Here is a 17,168-nt window from a genome sequence, read left to right as displayed (position 1 = left end):
CCGGTGCGGTGAAAGTCGCACGCCGGGTTCGGAGAGCGGCCCGGGGAAACGGAGCAGCGGCAACGCCGCCACCGCGCCCCGGGCCGACTCAACCATGTGCGCCACTGGGCCGACGGCGGCGCCACGACCCTGGGCAACGCGGTCCTGCTCTGCGGGCATCATCACCGAGTCCTGCACCAGGGCGATTGGGTCGTCCGCATCGCGTCGGACGGCCAGCCCGAATTCCTCCCACCCGCCTGGCTGGACCAGCTGCGCGCCCCACGCCGCAACCTCTACCACCGACGCTGCTGAGCACAAGCGGTTCTCCCGCCACACGTCACGGCACCCACACCGAGGCGACGCTCCCGCTCGCAGCTCGGCCCGGCAGGCGGCCCGGCAGGCGCGCGAGGGCGGGCGAGGTCGCGCGTTGCTGCCACACCGCCCGACGACGCGCGGACTCGTCCGGGTGGTTGGCTCGGTAATTCGGTGGAAGGGGCGGCCGGGAAGGCGTAGGGTTGCAGCCCGCTTGACGGCCGAGGTGAGCTGCACCGGAACGGACGTCGTCGCGCCGGGAGGTCGGCCATCCGCCCCCCGGAAACGCGAGCGAGCAGCAGATGTGAACGATGGGACGTCAGCATGCCCGCACCTGACCTCGACACGGATCTCGCGTCCGAACGCACTCACCTGGCCAACTCCCGCGCGGCCCTACGCCGGATGCGGGAGCGCGCCGAAGCCCTCTTCTCCACCGGTGACCAGGTCGCCGGCGACTCCTACGCGGCGGAGACCCTCGGCCGCACCCTCGCCCGCCGGGTCGCCGAACTGGCCGACGACCCCACCACGCCGCTGTTCTTCGGCCGCCTCGAATTCGGCGGACAGGCACCAGACGAGGACACCGCAACCGGCCTGACGCAGGCAACCAGCAACAGCCCGACCATCAGCAACCCGGCCAGCGCCAGCGCAAGCAGGAGTGCCGGCAGCCCAAGCGAGAGCAGCAGCGCATGCAGGAGTGCCGGCAGCGCGAGCAGCGGCAGCGGCAGCGGCAGCGGCAGCGGCAGCGGCAGCGAGCATGCTGGTCGGCGGTACCACGTCGGGCGGCGGCACGTCACCGACGAGCTTGGCGAGCCGCTGGTGCTGGACTGGCGGGCACCGGTCTCCCGCTCGTTCTACCGGGCCAGTGCTCGCGACCCGCAGGGGGTCGCGGTGCGGCGGCGGTTCGGGTTCAGCAACGGGGTGTTGACCAGTTTCGAGGATGAGCGGCTGGACCGGGGCGAGGAACTGGGCACGGCCAGTCGGATCCTGACGGCCGAGATCGAGCGACCGCGCGTCGGGCCGATGCGCGACATCGTCGCGACCATTCAGCCGGAGCAGGACGAGCTGGTCCGGGCCGACCTGGCGGACTCGATCTGCGTGCAGGGGGCACCGGGCACGGGTAAGACGGCGGTCGGCCTGCACCGGGCCGCGTACCTGCTCTACCTGCACCGGGAGCGGTTGCGGCGGTCAGGTGTGCTGATCGTGGGGCCGAACAGGGCGTTCCTGTCGTACATCGCGGCGGTGCTGCCGGCCCTGGGTGAGGTCGAGGTCGAGCAGGCCACCGTGGAGGAGCTGATCTCGCGGGTGCCGGTCCGGGCGGTGGAGTCGCCGGCCGCCGCCGCGCTGAAGCACGACGCGCGGATGGCGACGGTGCTCCACCGGGCCGTGCAGTCCCGGATCGGCACGCCGACCGACTCGATCACCGTCTCCGACGGCTCGTTCCGGTGGCGGATCGGGTTGGAGCCGCTGCACCGGATCGTCGAGGAGACCCGACGTGAGGGGCTGCCGTACGGCACCGGCCGGGAGCGGGTCAGGGCACGGGTGGTGAGTCTGCTGCAACGGCAGGCCGAGGCACGGCGGGCCGAGTCGCCCGGCGACGCGTGGCTGCGCCGGATGGGCCGGTGCCGGCCGGTGGTGGACTTCCTGGACGCGGTGTGGCCTGCGCTCACTCCGGAGGGGCTGGTGCACGGACTGCTCTCCGACCCGCCCCGGCTGGCCGCCGCAGCGGACGGGCTGCTCAGCGATGCCGAGCAGGAGCTGCTGGTCTGGGCGAAGCCGGCCCGTACGCCGAAGGCCACCCGTTGGACCGCCGCCGACGCCGTGCTCGTCGACGAGGCGGCCGGGCTGTTGGAGCGGCCCTCCGGGTTCGGGCACGTCGTGGTGGACGAGGCGCAGGACCTGTCCCCGATGCAGTGTCGGGCCATCGCGCGCCGCAGTGAGCACGGCTCGGTCACGCTGCTCGGTGACCTCGCGCAGGGCACCGCGCCGTGGGCGGCGACCGACTGGCGGGAGTCCCTGAGGCACCTGGGCAAGCCGGACGCCGTGGTGGTTCCGCTGACCGTCGGTTTCCGGGTGCCCGCCGCAGTCGTCGCGTTCGCCAACCTGCTGCTGCCGGCGCTCGCGGTGGACGTACCCCCGGCAGAGTCGCTGCGGCACGACGGCGGTCTGGATGTGCGTACCGTGGCCGATCTGACCGCGGCGACGGTGGCCGAGGTGCGCGCCGCGCTCGCACACGACGGCTCGGTCGGTGTGATCGCCGCGGACGACGCGGTCGACGGGCTGCGCGCGGCGCTGGCCGCCGACGGCGTCACCACCGCGACCGCCGACGATGTCACGGCCGCCCAGCGGGTCACGGTGGTGCCCGCGACGCTGGTCAAGGGCCTGGAGTACGACCACGTGGTGGTGGTCGAGCCGGCCGCGATAGTCGCGGCCGAGCCGCGTGGGCTGCACCGGCTGTACGTGGTGCTCACCCGCGCGGTGTCCCGGTTGTCGGTGCTGCACACCGAACCGTTGCCCGCGCCGCTGCCGACCGCGCCACAGGCCACACCGCTGGCGCCGGTACCGCTGTAGGTCGCTGTCGGACGTGCCCGGGAGTCGGACACGCAGCCCGGGCACTGTCGACCGGCGAGTGCCTGGCGTCTCTGTCGGCAACCGGGCAGTCGCACGGGGCACACGGCCTCGACTTTGCGCCTTAAAGTACTTTGCATGGGGCCCGACGACGACCTGCCACCCTCCGACGCCGCCACCGCACTCCGACTGATCGACGACCAGCGCGCAGAGACCGTTCGCCGGCTACAGCCCGACGCCCGGCTGCTCTACTGGCCGTGGGGCGTGGCCTGGTTGGTCGGCTTCGGGCTGTTCTTCCTGCGTTCCTCGCCGGGCGGTCGGGTGCTGGTCGCCCTGCCCGACTGGCTGCCCCTGACCGCGCTCTTCGCCCTGCTGATCGTCGCCGGGGCGATCCAGGCGGTGGCCAGTGCGCGGGCGTACGGGCAGGTGACCGGCGACTCGGCGGTGCGCGGCCGCTGGTACGGGTGCGCCTGGGCGCTGGGCTCGGTGAGCGTGTACGCGGCGCTCGGCCGGGTGTCCGAGCACCTGCCGCACGACCTGGCGGGCCTGCTCTGGTCGGCTGCGGCGGTCGGGTTCACCGGCGCGCTGCACATGGCCGGCGGCGCGATCTGGCTCGACCGGGACCTCTTCCGGCTGGGCGTCTGGATCAGCGTGATCAACGTGGTCGGCGCGATCGCCGGGCCCGGTTGGCACGCACTGGTCATCTCGGTGGCCGGTGGCGTCGGAATCCTGGTCGCCGGGACGATCGCCCGACTGCGCCAGCGAGGACGTTCATGACAGAACTCGACCCGGTCATCCACGCCCAGGCACGGCTGCGGGTGGTCGCCGCGCTCTCCGCGCTCGGCGACGGCGACCGGATCGCCTTTCCACGACTTCAGGAACTGCTCGCGATGACCGCCGGCAACCTCTCGGTCCACCTTCGCAAGCTGGAGGACGCCGGGTACGTCGAGATCAGCAAGACCCATCGCGGACGCACCCCGGTCACCCTCATCCGGCTCAGTCGGCGGGGTCGGCTGGCGTTCGAGGAGTACACCGAAGCGATCCGCACCCTGCTCGATCCCTCTCAGCTCGACTCCACAGTGTCGAAGGAGCAGTCATGACCCTCGCCCGCGCCGACCAGGTCAGCCGCCGGTACGGCGACGTCCTCGCCCTCGACCGCGTCGACCTGGAGGTCCGGGCCGGCGAACTGGTCGGCCTACTCGGCCCGAACGGCGCCGGCAAGAGCACCCTGATGAACCTGCTGGTCGGCCTGCGCAGGCCCACCTCCGGCCGGGTCGAGTTGAACGGCCGCGACCCGCGCGACCCGGAGGCTCGGCGGCAGATCGGCGTCACCCCGCAGGAGACCGGCCTTCCGGGCACGCTCCGGGTCGGCGAGGTCGTCGACTTCGTCTCCGCGCACTATCCCGACCCGGTGCCCCGGGGCGAGCTGCTCGACCGTTTCGGTCTGGGCGCCCTCGCCCGGCGGCAGACCGGCGGGCTCTCCGGCGGCCAGCGTCGCCGGCTTGCCGTGGCGCTGGCCTTCGTCGGCCGACCCCGGCTCGTCCTGCTCGACGAGCCGACGACCGGCCTCGACGTCACGGCCCGGCACACCCTGTGGGACGCGATCCGCGCGTTCCACGACGACGGCGGCACCGTCCTGTTGAGCAGCCACTACCTGGAGGAAGTGGAGGCGCTCGCCCGCCGCGTGGTGGTGATCGGGCAGGGCCGGGTGCTCGCCGACGACACCGTGGACGCCGTACGCGGCATCGTCGGCGTACGACGGGTCGGCCTGGTCACCGACGAGCTGCCCGATCTGCCCGGAGTCGTCCGCAGCGAACGGGTCGACGGACGTCTGCACCTGCTCACCACCGACGCCGACGAGCTGGTCCGCGCGCTGGTCCGCTCCCAGGTCGCCTTCACCGACCTGGAGGTCCGGTCCACCTCGCTGGAGGAGGCGTTCCTCGCCCTCACCAGCGGGACCGACACACCGGCTCAGGCCCCACCCGCTGCCGCCGCCAGCGGCCAACCCACCGCCGTCTGAGGAGGCGCACCGTGCAGCTCGCCCTGGTCCACGCCCGCTACCAGCTCCTGGAGATCATCCGGATTCCGGTGGCCGTCTTCGGCAGCGCCTTCTTCCCCGCCGCCGCCATGATCTTCTTCGTGGTCCCGTTCACGGGCGACGATTCGGTCGGCGCCACCTTCGCCACCGCGTCGATGATCACCTTCTCGGTGATGAGCGCCAACATCTTCCAGTACGGCGTCGGCGTCGCCGAGGACCGCGACCAGCCGTGGAATCCGTACACCCGGACCCTGCCGGCCGGGCCAGCGCCCCGGTTCGCTGGCCGGGTGCTGGCCGGTCTCGCGTTGACGTACCTGTCGCTGATCCCGGTCATGGTGATCGGCGCGACGCTGACCCCGGCCCGGGTCACCCCGACGGCGTTCCTGCTGACCGCCGTCATCGTGGCCGTCATCTCGGTGCCGTTCACGCTGATGGGCCTCGCCATCGGCTACTCGCTACCCAGCAAGGCGGCGATCGTGGTGGCGCAGGTCGTCTTCCTGCCGCTCGCGTTCGGCGGCGGGCTGCTCTCCGCCCCGGGGGACGCGCCCGGGTTCATCGAGACGATCGCGCCGTTCCTGCCCACCCGGGGCGCTGCCGAACTGATGTGGTGGGCGGTCGGCGGCTACCGGGTCGAACCGCTGGCGCTGATCATGCTCGGTGTCTGGGTGGTGCTCCTCGCCTCGCTCGCCGCCTGGGCGTACCGGCGGGACGAAGGTCGCCGGTTCAGCTGACGATTCGTCCGTTTCCGCCCCGTGCCACAGCGGGACGGTGCCAGGATTCCCGCAGGGGGCCCGCCCGTGGCCGCCGGCCGAGAGGGGTCTTGACGTGAGCACCGTCCCGCCGGGCACGCCGTGCTGGGCCGACCTGGCCACCCCGGACCTGACCGACGCGCGGCGCTTCTATCCCGAACTGTTCGGCTGGACCGGACGGGTGACCCCGGAGCCCGAGGCGGGCGGCTACACCGTCTTCCTGCTGGACGGCCGCCCGGTGGCCGGTGTGGGTCCGCCCGCCATCGAGGACCAGGTGCCGATCTGGTCCACGTACATCGCCACCGACGACGCCGCACTGGTCGCCGGCCGGGTCGAACGGGCCGGCGGGCAGGTCGTCGTACCGCCGTTCGAGGTGTTCGACAGGGGCTGGATGGCCGTGTTCGCCGACCCGGCGGGCGCCACGTTCAGCGTTTGGCAGCCGCTGGCGATGCCCGGCGCCGAGGTGTTCGACGTGCCCGGCGCGATGAGCTGGAACGAGCTGGTCACCCCCGACCCGGAGGGCGCGAAGGTCTTCTACGAGCTGGTGTTCGGCTGGCAGCCGGACGAGCAGCCGGTGGGCGGCATGACGTACACCGGGTGGCGGCTCGGCGAGCGGATCGTCGCCGGGATGATGCCGCCGCTGGGCGACGGCTACCCGGCCGACCTGCCGGCGTACTGGACGGTGTACTTCGCGGTGACCGACGCGGACGCCGCCGCAGCCCGCGCCTGCGAACTGGGCGGGACCATCCTGGTGCCGCCCCGGGACATCCCGACCGGCCGGTTCGCCGCCCTCCGCGACCCCCAGGGCGCTCTCTTCTCGGTCATCGACCTGGGCACCTGACCCGCAGTGTCCGGCTACGGGCGGGGGCGGACGGGGACCACCAGGGGGCCGTTGGTGCCGGGGACGACCCGGACGCTGGCCCGGTAGTGGGTGGCGAGGAGGTGTTCGGTCAGCACCTCGTGCGGCGTGCCGGTCGCCACCACCCGCCCGTCGGCGAGCATGACCAACCGGTCGGCGTACTCGCCGGCGAGGGAGAGGTCGTGCATGGTGGCGAGCACCGTCAGGCCGTGTGCGCGGCGCAACTGATCGACCAACTCCAGGACGTCCTGCTGATGGCCGATGTCCAGCGCGCTGGTCGGCTCGTCGAGCAGCAGCAGTGTCGCGCCCTGGGCGAGCGCGCGGGCGAGGAAGACCCGCTGTCGCTCGCCCCCGGAGAGGGTGGCCAGCTCACGGCGGTGGAAACCGGTGAGGTCCAGGCGGTCCAGCACGTCGTGGACGGCGTCCACGTCGGCGGCCGACTCACGACCGAGCGGGGGGATGTACGGGGTGCGGCCGAGCAGCACGTAGTCCAGGACCGACATGCCGGGCGGTACGACCGGGGACTGCGTCACCGTCGCCACCACCCGGGCGCGTTCGCGGCGGCGCAGCGCGGCGCTCGGCGTACCGAACAGGGAGATGGCGTCCGGCGCGGGCAGCAGGCCGCCGACGGCGCGCAACAGGGTCGATTTGCCGGCGCCGTTCGGGCCGATGATGGTGACCCACTCGCCGACGGCGACGGTGAGGTCGACGCCGGTGAGGATCGGCGTGCCGTCGAGGCTGACGTGCAGCTCGCGGACCTCGACGGCCGGCACCTCCGGAGTCACGTGAGCACCCGGCGGGCGGTCCGCAGCACGAGGACGAAGAACGGGCCGCCGAGCAGGGCGGTGACCACACCGATGGGCACCTCGGACGGGGCGACGGCGGTACGGGCGACCACGTCGGTCAGGGCCAGGAACGCGCCGCCGAACAGCAGCGACAGTGGCAGGATCACCCGGTAGCTCGATCCGGCGAGCAGTCGGACGGTGTGCGGCACGATGATGCCGACGAAGCCGATGAGACCGGTCGCCGAGACCGCTGCGGCGGTGCCCAGCGACGCGGCGGCGATCAGCAGGTAGCGGGAGCGCTGCGGGTGCAGCCCGAGGCTCCTCGCCTCGTCGTCGCCGACCGCGAGGACGTCCAGCTCACGGCGGTGCAGCAGGACGACCACGGTGGTCAGGGTGGCGTACGGCAGCACCAGCAGCACGTCGTGCCAGCCGGCCGTGGCGAGCCGGCCGAGCAGCCAGGAGTAGACCGGCTGGATGCTGTCCGAGTGCCGTTGCAGCAGGTACGTCTGCCCGGCGGAGAGGAACGCGGAGACCGCCACCCCCGCCAGGATCAGCATCGCCGGTGACCGGACCCGTCCGCCGGCCGCCCCGAGCAGGTAGGTCATCGTCACGGCGAGCAGCGAGCCGACGAACGCGGCAAGCGGAATGGTCAACGGCAGTCCGGAGATCGCGCCCTGCCGCCCGACGCCGCCGAGGGCGATCACCGCGGTGACCGCGAGGCCCGCGCCGGCGGCGACGCCGAGCAGGTACGGGTCGGCCAGCGGGTTGCGGAAGACGCCCTGGTAGCAGCCACCGGCGAGAGCGAGCAGACCGCCGACGAGCAGGCCCAGCACGACCCGGGGGAGCCGCAGTTCGGTGACGATGGCGATTTCCCGCTGGTTCAGTCCACTGTCGAGGTGCACCCCGGGGATCAGGTTGAGCAGTTCGGCGGCGACGCTGCCCGGTGGCAGACTGACCGGCCCGAGCGACACCCCGGCGACGAGCGCGACGAGCACCGCGATGACACCGGCGACCAGCCAGCGTTTACGCAGCCCGGCTGGCCGGGACGCCGCCGGGGGCAGCTCACCGGGCCGGTGCGCGGCGGGGGCCGGGCCACCCGGCCGGCGCGCGGCCGAGGGCGGCCCGGCCGGCCGGGACGAGGATCGCGTCCCGGCCGGCGGGATGTCGGGTGTCGGGGTGGCCACCGGCGGCGTCCCGGTCACCGACGGAGGTCGGTCACGCGGGCACCTTGGCGAACGCGTCGATGATCACCCGGAGCAGGTCCACGACGCGCGGGCCCCAGCGGGAGGCGATGTCGTCGTCCAGCATGACGACCTGGTTGTTCTTCACGGCGGTGAGCCCGGCCCAGCCGCTGCGGGCCTTGACCGAGTCGGCGTTCTGCTGGCAGCACTTGGAGTCGGCGAGGAAGACGAAGTCCGGGTCGGCCTTGACGATGACCTCCTGCGACAGCTGCGGGTAGCCGCCGTTCTTGCCGTCGGCGTCCGCCGGGTCCGCGATGTTGGTCAGGCCGACGAGGCTGTAGATCGAGCCGATGAAGGTCTTGCTCGTCGCGCTGTACAGCTCCGGGCCCAGCTCGTGGTAGTAGGTGAGCTTCTCGGTGCGCTGCGGCAGGTCCTTGACCAGCTTGGCGATGTCGTCCTTCATCCGCTTGGCGACGTCGGCGGCCTGGTCGGCGTGCCCGGTCAGGGTGCCCAGGTCGGTGATCTGCCGGTACGAGTCGTCGAGGGTGGTCGCCGCCGGCGTCAGGTACACCGGGATCTTCAGCTTGCCGAGCTGGTCGACGATCTTGTTGGTGTCGTTGGAGAGCACCACCAGGTCGGGGTTCTTGCCGGCGATCGCCTCGGCGTTCGGCTGAAAGCCGGACAGGTCGGTCTTGGGCGCGTCGGCCGGGTAGTTGGACTGGTCGTCGACGGCGCTCACCTGCGGGCCCGCGCCGATCGCGAAGAGCATCTCGGTGGCGGTGGGCGACAGCGACACGATCTTCTCGGGACGCTTGGCCAGGGTCAGCGCGCCGACCGTCACCGGGTAGCTGGCGGCCGCGGTGCCGGCGGCCGGCTTGTCGTCGGTCTTCTCGGCGCAGGCGCCGAGGGCGAGCGCGGCGACCGCGAGGGTCGCGGCGAACAGCCGAGGGGTACGTCTGAACATGGGGCCTCCTGTCGGTCGAGGAGTGTGGTGCTTCGCCGACAGGACTCGTACGCCCGCCCACGAGGCGCCCTTCCTCGAGAGCGCGTGTCGCGACCCCGCCGCAGGCGACCTGGCTCGTCCCCACCGTCAGGCGGGGCATCACAGTTGCGGGACAGCGCCGGTTTCACACCGGCTTCGCTGCGGAGTGGTCGATAAGACGGTAGCGCAGGCTCAGGAGCGTGTGGTGGGGCCCCGCAGGGGCGGTACGGGGCCCCACCCGCTCAGGAGGCCGTGATGGTGACGTTGTCCACAGCCGCTTCCACCAGACTCGCGCCGGAGGCGTCCGCCGCCTCGACCAGGATGCGGACGGACTGCCCGGCGTACGGGGTGAGGTTGAGGCTCGCCACCGTCCAGCTCCCGTTGCGGTTGGTGGCCGCACCTGCCTGGGTGAGCAGCGCCGTGGTGCCGCCGTTGTGCACCACGCTCACCCGCAGGTAGTCGGCCGACGAGGCGTTCGAGCCGTGCGCCAGGTACCAGGCCAGCGAGAGGGTCAGCGTGCCGGACGACGGCAGGGTCACCGCCGGCGACCGGGCGCTGGTCACGCCGCCGTCGACGTCGTAGTCACCGGCCGCCGACCCGGCGAGCCGGCCGGTGACCAGGTCGTTGGAGCCGGCGTACGCGGTGAGCTGCTTCGCTCCGGAGGAGGTGGTCGCCTGGGCGGCACCCACCTCGAACGCCCCGAGCGTCGCGGTGTCGGTGCCGAACGGGTTGGTCGTCCAGCCGGTGGCGGTCTCGAAGGTGTCCGACCAGACCGTGGTGCCGCCACCACCGCCGCAGTACTGCGACTGCTTGCCGATGGCCCGGTACGGGCAGTCCGCGTACTCGCTGAGCAGGAGAACGGCTTCGCGGTTGCGGGTGGTCTGTGCGGTGATCACCTCGTCGGGCGGGTAGAAGCCCCCGCCGCCGGACGAGCCGGGGTACATCTCGAAGGTGTAGGCCCAGATGTTGTGGGTGGCCCACATCCAGTCGAGGCTGTCCCCGTCGGTGATGTAGAGGTCGCTGGACTGCTCCGGGGTGTAGTTGTTGGTGGCCGCCATCTGCTGGCCGATGGTGGCGAAGGTGTTGTACTGGTCGGCGCTCATCCCGGTGGCGGTGTTCGCGGTGGTGTAGCCGTACGGCCAGAGCACCAGCTCCGAGTAGGTGTGGAAGTCGATGTTGGCTTTGATCTGCTGGGTGCCGCCGACGACACGGCTGTTGACGAAGTTGCGCAGCGCCTGTGTCTCGGGCGCCGAGAAGGCGGACGGGCCACGGTAGGTCTCCGACGACGTCGACCCGGAGGAGCCGCCGCAGCAGCCCCAGTTGTAGCCCCAGTTGCGGTTCAGGTCGGTGCCGACGTTCGACGAGCCGCTGTTGGGCTGGCGGTTCTTGCGCCAGGACCGGTACGACCCGGTGGCGATGTCGTACTCGCTGCCGTCCGGGTTGACGGTCGGCACGATCCAGATCTCCCGGCTGTTGACGATGCCGGTGATCCGGGAGTCGCTGCCGTAGCTGTCGGTGAAGAGGTCGAGCAGGTAGATCGCCATCTCGACGGTCAGGTGCTCACGGGCGTGCTGCTGGGAGTTGAACAGGATCTCCGGCTCGCTCTCGTCGGTGCCGACGTTGTCCGAGATCTTGACGGCCATCAGGTCGCGTCCCTCGTACGACGAACCGATGCTGATCTTGCGGGCGATCGCCGGGTGGTCGGCGACCACCTGGTTCACGACGGCGGTCAGTTCCGCGTAGTCGTGGTAGTTGGAGTCGGCGGGCGGAAACGCCAGCGTGCCCACCTCGCCGGCACCACGCTCGGCGTTGGGCGGTGGGGCGAGCGGCTCCAGCCGGAAGCCGAGCTTGCCGATGGCGGCAGCCTCGGCGGCGGTGGCCGAGACGTGCAGCACCCCGTGCTCGGAGTAGTCGATGGCGGCCCCGGTGCGGGCCACCGCGTTGCGGTCGGCGAGGGTCCGGGGCCCGAGCACCCGGTAGCCGGCGGCGGCCGACTCGGCGGTCCGGTCCGGCGCCGGCTGGGCGGCGACCGGTCCGGCGGCGACGGTGACGATTCCCAGTCCGGTGACGACGGCGAGCACCAGGACGCGGCGGAGAGAGTGAGGTGGGCGGAGGGCCATGGACTACCTCCTCAGAGGGCGGAGGATCCCGCTCGGTGATGCACACTTCACCACCAGTCACATGGTCATCTCAATATTGATCACCGCGAAATCCATCCCAGGTTGACCATCGCGGCGGCAATGATTTTCTATCGCTGAACATCTGGCGAAACTTCCTTGCAAGCGGAACACTGACCAGCGACGATGCCCCCACTCGACACCGCGGAGCACCCATGGCACCCTCCCGCCTGCACGCGGCCGCCCTCGCCGGCGTCAGCGCGCTCACCCTGCTCGCCACCACGGCCCCCGCCGCGGCGGCCCGGCCGGCCTCCCCCGCCCACGACGAGCAGATCACCTTCCAGGACTGGTCCGGACCCGCCGACTGGCACCACGGCAGCCAGGCCGGCACCCGCGTCGTGCCCGGCCCGCACGCCGGCGTCACCCTGAGCCGACCGGCCGGCACCACCGAGTACGCCGACCCGCACACCGGTGCCACCCGCACCTGGGAGTACGGCACCTGGACCTCACCCGTGACCCGGATCGGGTTCGACGCCACCGAGCTGATCGCCTCCTGGAACGCGCAGACCCCCGCCGGCACCTGGATCCAGGTCGAGATGCAGGGCGGCTACACCAACGGCGACCAGACCCCCTGGTACGTCCTGGGCCGCTGGGCCTCCGGCGACACCGACATCAAGCGGACCAGCGTCGACGGGCAGGGCGACCCCTGGTCGACGATCTGGACCGACACCTTCAGCATCGACGACGCCGACGCCGGGGTGCTGCTGCGGTCGTACCAGCTGCGGCTGACCCTCTACCGGGCACCCGGGCAGACCGCCGCCCCGGTGGTGCGGATGCTCGGCGCGATGAGCTCCACCGTGCCGGACCGGTTCACCGTCCCGCCGAGCGCCGGGCACATCGCCTGGGGTGTCGAGCTGCCGGTGCCCCGCTACTCGCAGAACGTCCACAAGGGGCACTACCCCGAGTACGACGGCGGTGGTGAGGCCTGGTGTTCGCCCACCTCCACCGAGATGGTCGTCGAGTACTGGGGACGCAAGCCGTCGGCCGCGGACACCTCCTGGGTGGACCCGACCTACCCCGACCCGACCGTCAACCACGCCGCCCGGATGACGTTCGACTACGCGTACGACGGCGCGGGCAACTGGCCGTTCAACACCGCGTACGCGGCCAGCTTCCCCGGCCTGGAGGGGCGGGTCACCCGGCTGCACTCACTGGACGAACTGGAACGCTTCATCGCCGCCGGCATCCCCGTGGTGACCAGCCAGTCCTTCCTGGCCAGCGAGCTGGACGGAGCGAACTACGGCACCTCCGGGCACCTCTTCGTGGTGGTCGGCTTCACCGCCGACGGCGACGTGATCGTCAACGACCCGGCCTCGTCCAGCAACGACGTCGTCCGCAACGTCTACAAGCGCACCCAGTTCGAGCAGATCTGGCTGCGCACCAAGCGCACCAACGCCAGCGGCGGAACCTCCGGCGGCTCCGGCGGCGTCGCCTACCTCATCAAGCCCGAGTCGAAGCCCTGGCCCAAGGTCCCCGGCTCCACCAACTGGTGACAAACCCCCCAGTGAACGCCGTCGATCCCCAGTGAACGCCGTTGATCATGAAGTTATTGCCCGACCGCTCGGCGTGTCGAGGCAATAACTTCATGATCAACGCTCGGGTTTCGGGGGGGGCGGGGGGCGGGGGCGGGGGGGTACTGCCCTGCGGCAGTGCGCGTCCGCGGGACCTACGGCTGCCGCCGCTCGCTCTCGTCGGACTGCTGGTCCTCGTCGGACTGCTGGTCCTCGCCGGCCAGGGCCGCGCGGAGGCGTTCCTTCTCCGCCTTACGCCGTTCCGTGGCCTCGGCCATCTCCTGGGCCATCTCGTCACGCCAGCCGCGCAGCAGGAAGAAGGAGAGCGCGGCGGAGAACGCCAGCGCCAGGATCAGCTTCAGGAAGACGTCCACGTCGACCAGCCAGAGGGCCGCCAGTACGGCGACGAACAGCCCGATCCGGCCCAGTGTGTACTTGAGCGCCGCGCTCACGTCTGCTCTCCGTTCTCCGCGCCCGTGGGCGGGTCATTCAGCCGGTCCGGCGGGCCAGCCAACGGACGCCGGGGAACCAGATCGTCGCGTACGCCACGGTGAACGCCGCCGCCGCCAACGCGCCGGACAGCAGCGGTGGCAGCCCGGCGCCCAGACCGGCGACCAACAGCCCCACAAGCACCCCGACAGCCGCCGCGACGAGCGCCGCCACCACCCGAGCCGCACCGAACGCCCAGGCCCGGAAGTCGTCCCAGAACAGCCAGGCCGGCAGGATCACCGCCAACCAACCGTTGGTGTGCCCGAAGTCGCCGGCGCCGAACGAGGAGAACGCCCACTCGAACAACACGAGCGCCAGCACGCCGATGACCAGGCCGGCCAGGCACACCCCGAGCAGGTCGCCCAGCGTACGGACGCGCCCCTCGGCATCCCGCCGGGGGAAGCTGCCCTGCTGCTCGGCACCACGTTGCTCGGTCATCGACTGCGAGGGTACGTGGTGCCTCAGGCCCAGACCTGCTGCGGCTCGGCGCGGCGCTCGGCCAGCGACGGCGCTTTGTCGTACTCCCGGACGACGTTGTAACGGGTGTCCCGCTCGACCGGCTGGAAACCGGCGTCCCAGATGAGGTGCAGCAGGTCGTCCCGGTGCATGGTGTTCGGGGTGCCGTACGAGTCGGCGTCGTGGGTGATCTTGTATTCGACCACCGAGCCGTCCAGGTCGTCCACGCCGAAGTTCAGCGAGAGCTGCGCCACCGAGAGGCCGTGCATCACCCAGAAGTTCTTCAGGTGCGGCACGTTGTCAAAGAGCAGCCGGGACACCGCGAACGTCTTCAGCGACTCGGCCGGCGAGGCCATCGTGGTCCGCGCCTGGATCCGGTTACGGATCTTGCCGTCCGCCGAGTCCACGAAGTCGTGCTGGTAGCGCAGCGGGATGAAGACCGCGAAGCCGCCGGTCTCGTCCTGCAACTCGCGCAGGCGCAGCACGTGGTCGACGCGGTGCCGGGGCTCCTCGATGTGGCCGTACAGCATGGTCGCGGGGGTCTTCATGCCCTTGCTGTGCGCCAGGGCGTGGATGCGCGACCAGTCCTCCCAGTGGCAGTTGTGGTCGACGATGTGCTGCCGGACCTCCCAGTCGAAGATCTCCGCGCCGCCACCCGTCAGTGACTCCAGGCCGGCGTCCATCAACTCGTCGAGGATCTCGTCGGCGCTCAGGCCACTGATCTTCTCGAACCACTGCACCTCGGTCGCGGTGAAGCACTTGAGCTTGACGTTCGGCAGGGCGGCCTTCAGCTCGCGCAGCACCTTGGGGTAATAGCGCCAGGGCAGCGTCGGGTGCAGACCGTTGACGATGTGCAGCTCGGTGAGCTGCTCGTCCTCCATCTCCTTGGCCTTGCGGACCGCCTCGTCGATGCGCATCGTGTACGCGTCCTTCTCGCCCGGCTTGCGCTGGAACGAGCAGTACGCACAGGACGCCGAGCAGACGTTGGTCAGGTTGAGGTGCCGGTTGACGTTGAACATCACCCGCTCACCGTTCAACTCGGTGCGCCGGTGGTGCGCCAGCCGCCCCAACCAGGTCAGGTCGTCGCTGTCGTAGAGGGCGATGCCGTCCTCCCGGGTCAGCCGCTCACCGGCGTACACCTTCGCTTCGAGCTCACGCTTGAGTCCGGCGTCCATGGCACGTCCCTTCCACCTGCGGTCCTCCCGAGGGTACGTCGGCCCTCCGGTGACCCCGGCGGCACGGTCGGCGACAGCGACCCACTTCACCGGACTCTCAGCCTCCCGTAACCCGCCGATGCATCGACATCACTGCCCTCGTGCGGTAAGACAAGGTGGGGCGGAACTCACACACTGGTACCGTCCCGACGGCCGCGCCCACCGAGCGCGGCGACGAGCACCGGACGGGGAGCGGAATGGTCGACAGCGGGCGCGGGCGACGGCAGCGACGACGGAGCCCGGTGATCTCGCCGGTGCTGCGCCCGAAGCTCTGGGCCGCCCTGCTCGGCGCGATCGCCGCCGCGGTACTGGCCACTCCCGCGTACGCCGAGCCGACAGTGCCCGCGACGGTGCCGGACACCGGTGCGCGCCCGCCGGCCATCGGCGCCCCGCAGGTGCCCGGCAACCCGCCCGGCGCCGGCGTCCCGGCACCGCCGGTGGTCAACCTTGGCAGCGGCCCGCTGGCCGCCCAGATCGCCGCCGCCGAAAGCCAGGTCGGCCTGCTCGGCGACCAACTACTGCTGACCCGTCAGAAACGGACCGACGCGCAGGCGCAGCTCGTCGCTGCCGGCAAGGTGCTGGCGGCCACGCAGGACGCCCTCCTCCGTGCCCAGCAGGCAGCCGACGCCGCAGCCTCGGACGCGGTCAAGGCAGCCGCCGCCCTGCCCCCGGGTGACTTCGTCGACGACATCCAGGGGCTGAGCCGCCTCCAGCGGATCAACCGGGGCGAGAAGGTCGAGGGCGCCAGCACCGCCGTGACCGGCGAGCTGGCTCGGGCCCGCGCCACCGAGCAGTCCGCCTACCAGGCACACACGGCGGCCAAGGCCGCCGTCGACGCCGCCGAGGCGGAGTTCACCACCGGTGAGAAGGCGCTGCAGACCGCCGAGGCCAGCCTGCTCAAGCTCCGCAGGGACAACGCCACCCAGCTGATCGCGCTCGAACGCCAGCAGGAGGCCGCCGATCAGCAGTTCGGATCGGGCTACGTCGCCGGCCAGAGCAGCAGCGGAATGTCCGCGCACCCGCGGGCGCTGGCTGCCGTCCGGTACGCGCTCGCCCAACTCGGTGACCCCTACAAGTGGTCCGAGGAGGGCCCGAACGAGTTCGACTGTTCGGGCCTGATGTGGGCCGCGTACCGGTCCCCGGGCGCCGACTACTTCGACCTGCCCCGGGTCTCCCGCGACCAGTACGCCGCCACCCGGGCACGCACCGTGCGGCCGACCGAGGCGCTCCCCGGCGACCTGATGTTCTTCGCCTCCGGCAGCAGCTGGACCACGATCCACCACGTCGCCATGTACATCGGCAACGGCAAGATGGTGCAGGCGCCCACCACCGGTGACGTGGTCAAGATCTCGGTGGTCGGCTGGTCCCGGCTCTACGCCGTGACCCGGGTGATCGGCGCGGTGCCCACTCCGAACGTGCCACTCCCGCCCGTGCCGCCGCCCGCCACCACCAAGCCGACGCCGCCCGCGAAGCCGACGACAACCCCCAAGCCGAGCCCCACCGGCAAGCCGACCACGAAGCCGACGCCCCCGCCGACGGGAACGGGTACGCCGACGCCCACCGGCACACCGAAGCCGACCGCTACGCCGAAGCCGACCGGCGGCACCTCGCCAACTCCGACGGGCAACCCGACCAACACGCCGACGACGCTGCCGACGCCGCCGACCACGGCACCGGCCAGCTCGTCGGCATCCGCGGGGTCCACGCCGTCCACCAGTCGGAGCGGGACGAGCAGCGACAGCCCGAGCGCGGGACGCTGATCCGCCACCCGGGCTCCGGCTGTCCGCCTGGGACGATCTGTGGCACGGTGACAACCAGGCACACCCGGTCCGATGTCACGGACCGGGTGCGAGCGTGGCGCGGAGGGCGGA

The 17,168-nt window shown here is 71.7% G+C and carries 16 protein-coding genes and 1 riboswitch; of the genes, 9 read left to right on the top strand and 7 right to left on the bottom strand.

Features of this window, described 5'->3' with window-relative positions; genetic code table 11:
- The first annotated feature begins 96 nt into the window (after positions 1-96).
- From ACGFH9_RS04645 to ACGFH9_RS04615, 7 genes are all read left to right on the top strand, one after another.
- Positions 97-291, top strand: coding sequence for a hypothetical protein (locus ACGFH9_RS04645; protein WP_393215220.1), 195 nt, complete (start codon positions 97-99; stop codon positions 289-291).
- Positions 292-615: 324 nt separating this feature from the next.
- Entirely contained in the window at positions 616-2,859 is a 2,244-nt protein-coding gene (locus tag ACGFH9_RS04640) for a HelD family protein (RefSeq protein ID WP_393215217.1), read from the top strand.
- Positions 2,860-2,994: 135 nt separating this feature from the next.
- Positions 2,995-3,633, top strand: a complete 639-nt coding sequence (locus ACGFH9_RS04635) for a transporter (protein WP_393215214.1) — start codon at positions 2,995-2,997, stop codon at positions 3,631-3,633.
- Positions 3,630-3,956 carry a transcriptional regulator gene (locus ACGFH9_RS04630; RefSeq protein ID WP_355235706.1) on the top strand — a complete coding sequence of 109 codons (327 nt, stop codon included), beginning with the start codon at positions 3,630-3,632 and terminating at the stop codon, positions 3,954-3,956. Before ACGFH9_RS04635 ends, ACGFH9_RS04630 begins: the two co-directional genes overlap by 4 nt.
- On the top strand, positions 3,953-4,876 hold the full coding sequence (locus ACGFH9_RS04625) for an ABC transporter ATP-binding protein (RefSeq protein WP_393215211.1): 924 nt from the start codon (positions 3,953-3,955) through the stop codon (positions 4,874-4,876). The genes ACGFH9_RS04630 and ACGFH9_RS04625 overlap by 4 nt, the downstream gene beginning before the upstream one ends.
- 11 nt (positions 4,877-4,887) lie before the next feature.
- Entirely contained in the window at positions 4,888-5,625 is a 738-nt protein-coding gene (locus tag ACGFH9_RS04620) for an ABC transporter permease (RefSeq protein WP_393215208.1), read from the top strand.
- A 94-nt stretch (positions 5,626-5,719) separates the two neighbouring features.
- On the top strand, positions 5,720-6,484 hold the full coding sequence (locus ACGFH9_RS04615) for a VOC family protein (RefSeq protein WP_393215205.1): 765 nt from the start codon (positions 5,720-5,722) through the stop codon (positions 6,482-6,484).
- 14 nt (positions 6,485-6,498) lie between these two features.
- Here ACGFH9_RS04615 and ACGFH9_RS04610 read toward each other — a convergent pair whose 3' ends face one another.
- From ACGFH9_RS04610 to ACGFH9_RS04595, 4 genes are all read right to left on the bottom strand, one after another.
- Positions 6,499-7,287, bottom strand: coding sequence for an ABC transporter ATP-binding protein (locus tag ACGFH9_RS04610; RefSeq protein WP_393215202.1), 789 nt, complete (start codon positions 7,285-7,287; stop codon positions 6,499-6,501).
- Positions 7,284-8,348, bottom strand: coding sequence for a FecCD family ABC transporter permease (locus ACGFH9_RS04605; protein WP_393215287.1), 1,065 nt, complete (start codon positions 8,346-8,348; stop codon positions 7,284-7,286). The genes ACGFH9_RS04610 and ACGFH9_RS04605 overlap by 4 nt, the downstream gene beginning before the upstream one ends.
- Before the next feature lie 154 nt (positions 8,349-8,502).
- Positions 8,503-9,432, bottom strand: a complete 930-nt coding sequence (locus ACGFH9_RS04600; RefSeq protein ID WP_393215199.1) for an ABC transporter substrate-binding protein — start codon at positions 9,430-9,432, stop codon at positions 8,503-8,505.
- A gap of 108 nt (positions 9,433-9,540) precedes the next feature.
- Positions 9,541-9,605, bottom strand: a riboswitch (cobalamin riboswitch).
- An 87-nt stretch (positions 9,606-9,692) separates the two neighbouring features.
- Entirely contained in the window at positions 9,693-11,570 is a 1,878-nt protein-coding gene (locus ACGFH9_RS04595; protein WP_393215196.1) for a M14 family zinc carboxypeptidase, read from the bottom strand.
- Between the two features lie 212 nt (positions 11,571-11,782).
- Here ACGFH9_RS04595 and ACGFH9_RS04590 point away from each other — a divergent pair, with 212 nt between their 5' ends.
- Complete coding sequence (locus ACGFH9_RS04590; RefSeq protein ID WP_393215193.1) at positions 11,783-13,120, top strand: C39 family peptidase; 1,338 nt, start codon at positions 11,783-11,785, stop codon at positions 13,118-13,120.
- Positions 13,121-13,293: 173 nt separating this feature from the next.
- On the opposite strand, the gene ACGFH9_RS04585 is transcribed toward ACGFH9_RS04590, so the two are convergent.
- From ACGFH9_RS04585 to mqnE, 3 genes are read right to left on the bottom strand one after another with little or no spacing between them, the layout of a single operon-like run.
- Positions 13,294-13,590 carry a DUF4229 domain-containing protein gene (locus ACGFH9_RS04585; protein ID WP_393215190.1) on the bottom strand — a complete coding sequence of 99 codons (297 nt, stop codon included), beginning with the start codon at positions 13,588-13,590 and terminating at the stop codon, positions 13,294-13,296.
- Between the two features lie 37 nt (positions 13,591-13,627).
- The gene (locus ACGFH9_RS04580) at positions 13,628-14,065 is read right to left on the bottom strand and encodes a hypothetical protein (RefSeq protein WP_393215187.1); all 438 of its coding nucleotides are present in this window, start codon (positions 14,063-14,065) and stop codon (positions 13,628-13,630) included.
- A 23-nt stretch (positions 14,066-14,088) separates the two neighbouring features.
- Positions 14,089-15,258 (bottom strand): aminofutalosine synthase MqnE, encoded by a 1,170-nt coding sequence (mqnE, locus tag ACGFH9_RS04575; protein WP_355247966.1) that lies wholly within the window; start codon positions 15,256-15,258, stop codon positions 14,089-14,091.
- A gap of 236 nt (positions 15,259-15,494) precedes the next feature.
- Here mqnE and ACGFH9_RS04570 point away from each other — a divergent pair, with 236 nt between their 5' ends.
- On the top strand, positions 15,495-17,057 hold the full coding sequence (locus ACGFH9_RS04570) for a C40 family peptidase (protein WP_393215184.1): 1,563 nt from the start codon (positions 15,495-15,497) through the stop codon (positions 17,055-17,057).
- The last annotated feature ends 111 nt before the right edge of the window (positions 17,058-17,168 follow it).

The sequence above is a fragment of the Micromonospora sp. NPDC049102 genome, from assembly GCF_043197485.1.
Lineage (GTDB): Bacteria > Actinomycetota > Actinomycetes > Mycobacteriales > Micromonosporaceae > Micromonospora.
The sequence above is the reverse complement of the archived record's forward strand: the minus strand, read 5'-3'. Positions and strand labels throughout refer to the sequence as shown.

Coding starts and splice junctions, on each gene's coding strand:
- ACGFH9_RS04595 (WP_393215196.1), bottom strand. CDS start 11,570: ATGGCCCTCCGCCCACCTCACTCTCTCCGCCGCGTCCTGGTGCTCGCC.
- ACGFH9_RS04625 (WP_393215211.1), top strand. CDS start 3,953: ATGACCCTCGCCCGCGCCGACCAGGTCAGCCGCCGGTACGGCGACGTC.
- ACGFH9_RS04640 (WP_393215217.1), top strand. CDS start 616: ATGCCCGCACCTGACCTCGACACGGATCTCGCGTCCGAACGCACTCAC.
- ACGFH9_RS04600 (WP_393215199.1), bottom strand. CDS start 9,432: ATGTTCAGACGTACCCCTCGGCTGTTCGCCGCGACCCTCGCGGTCGCC.
- ACGFH9_RS04580 (WP_393215187.1), bottom strand. CDS start 14,065: ATGACCGAGCAACGTGGTGCCGAGCAGCAGGGCAGCTTCCCCCGGCGG.
- ACGFH9_RS04590 (WP_393215193.1), top strand. CDS start 11,783: ATGGCACCCTCCCGCCTGCACGCGGCCGCCCTCGCCGGCGTCAGCGCG.
- mqnE (WP_355247966.1), bottom strand. CDS start 15,258: ATGGACGCCGGACTCAAGCGTGAGCTCGAAGCGAAGGTGTACGCCGGT.
- ACGFH9_RS04570 (WP_393215184.1), top strand. CDS start 15,495: ATGGTCGACAGCGGGCGCGGGCGACGGCAGCGACGACGGAGCCCGGTG.
- ACGFH9_RS04630 (WP_355235706.1), top strand. CDS start 3,630: ATGACAGAACTCGACCCGGTCATCCACGCCCAGGCACGGCTGCGGGTG.
- ACGFH9_RS04635 (WP_393215214.1), top strand. CDS start 2,995: ATGGGGCCCGACGACGACCTGCCACCCTCCGACGCCGCCACCGCACTC.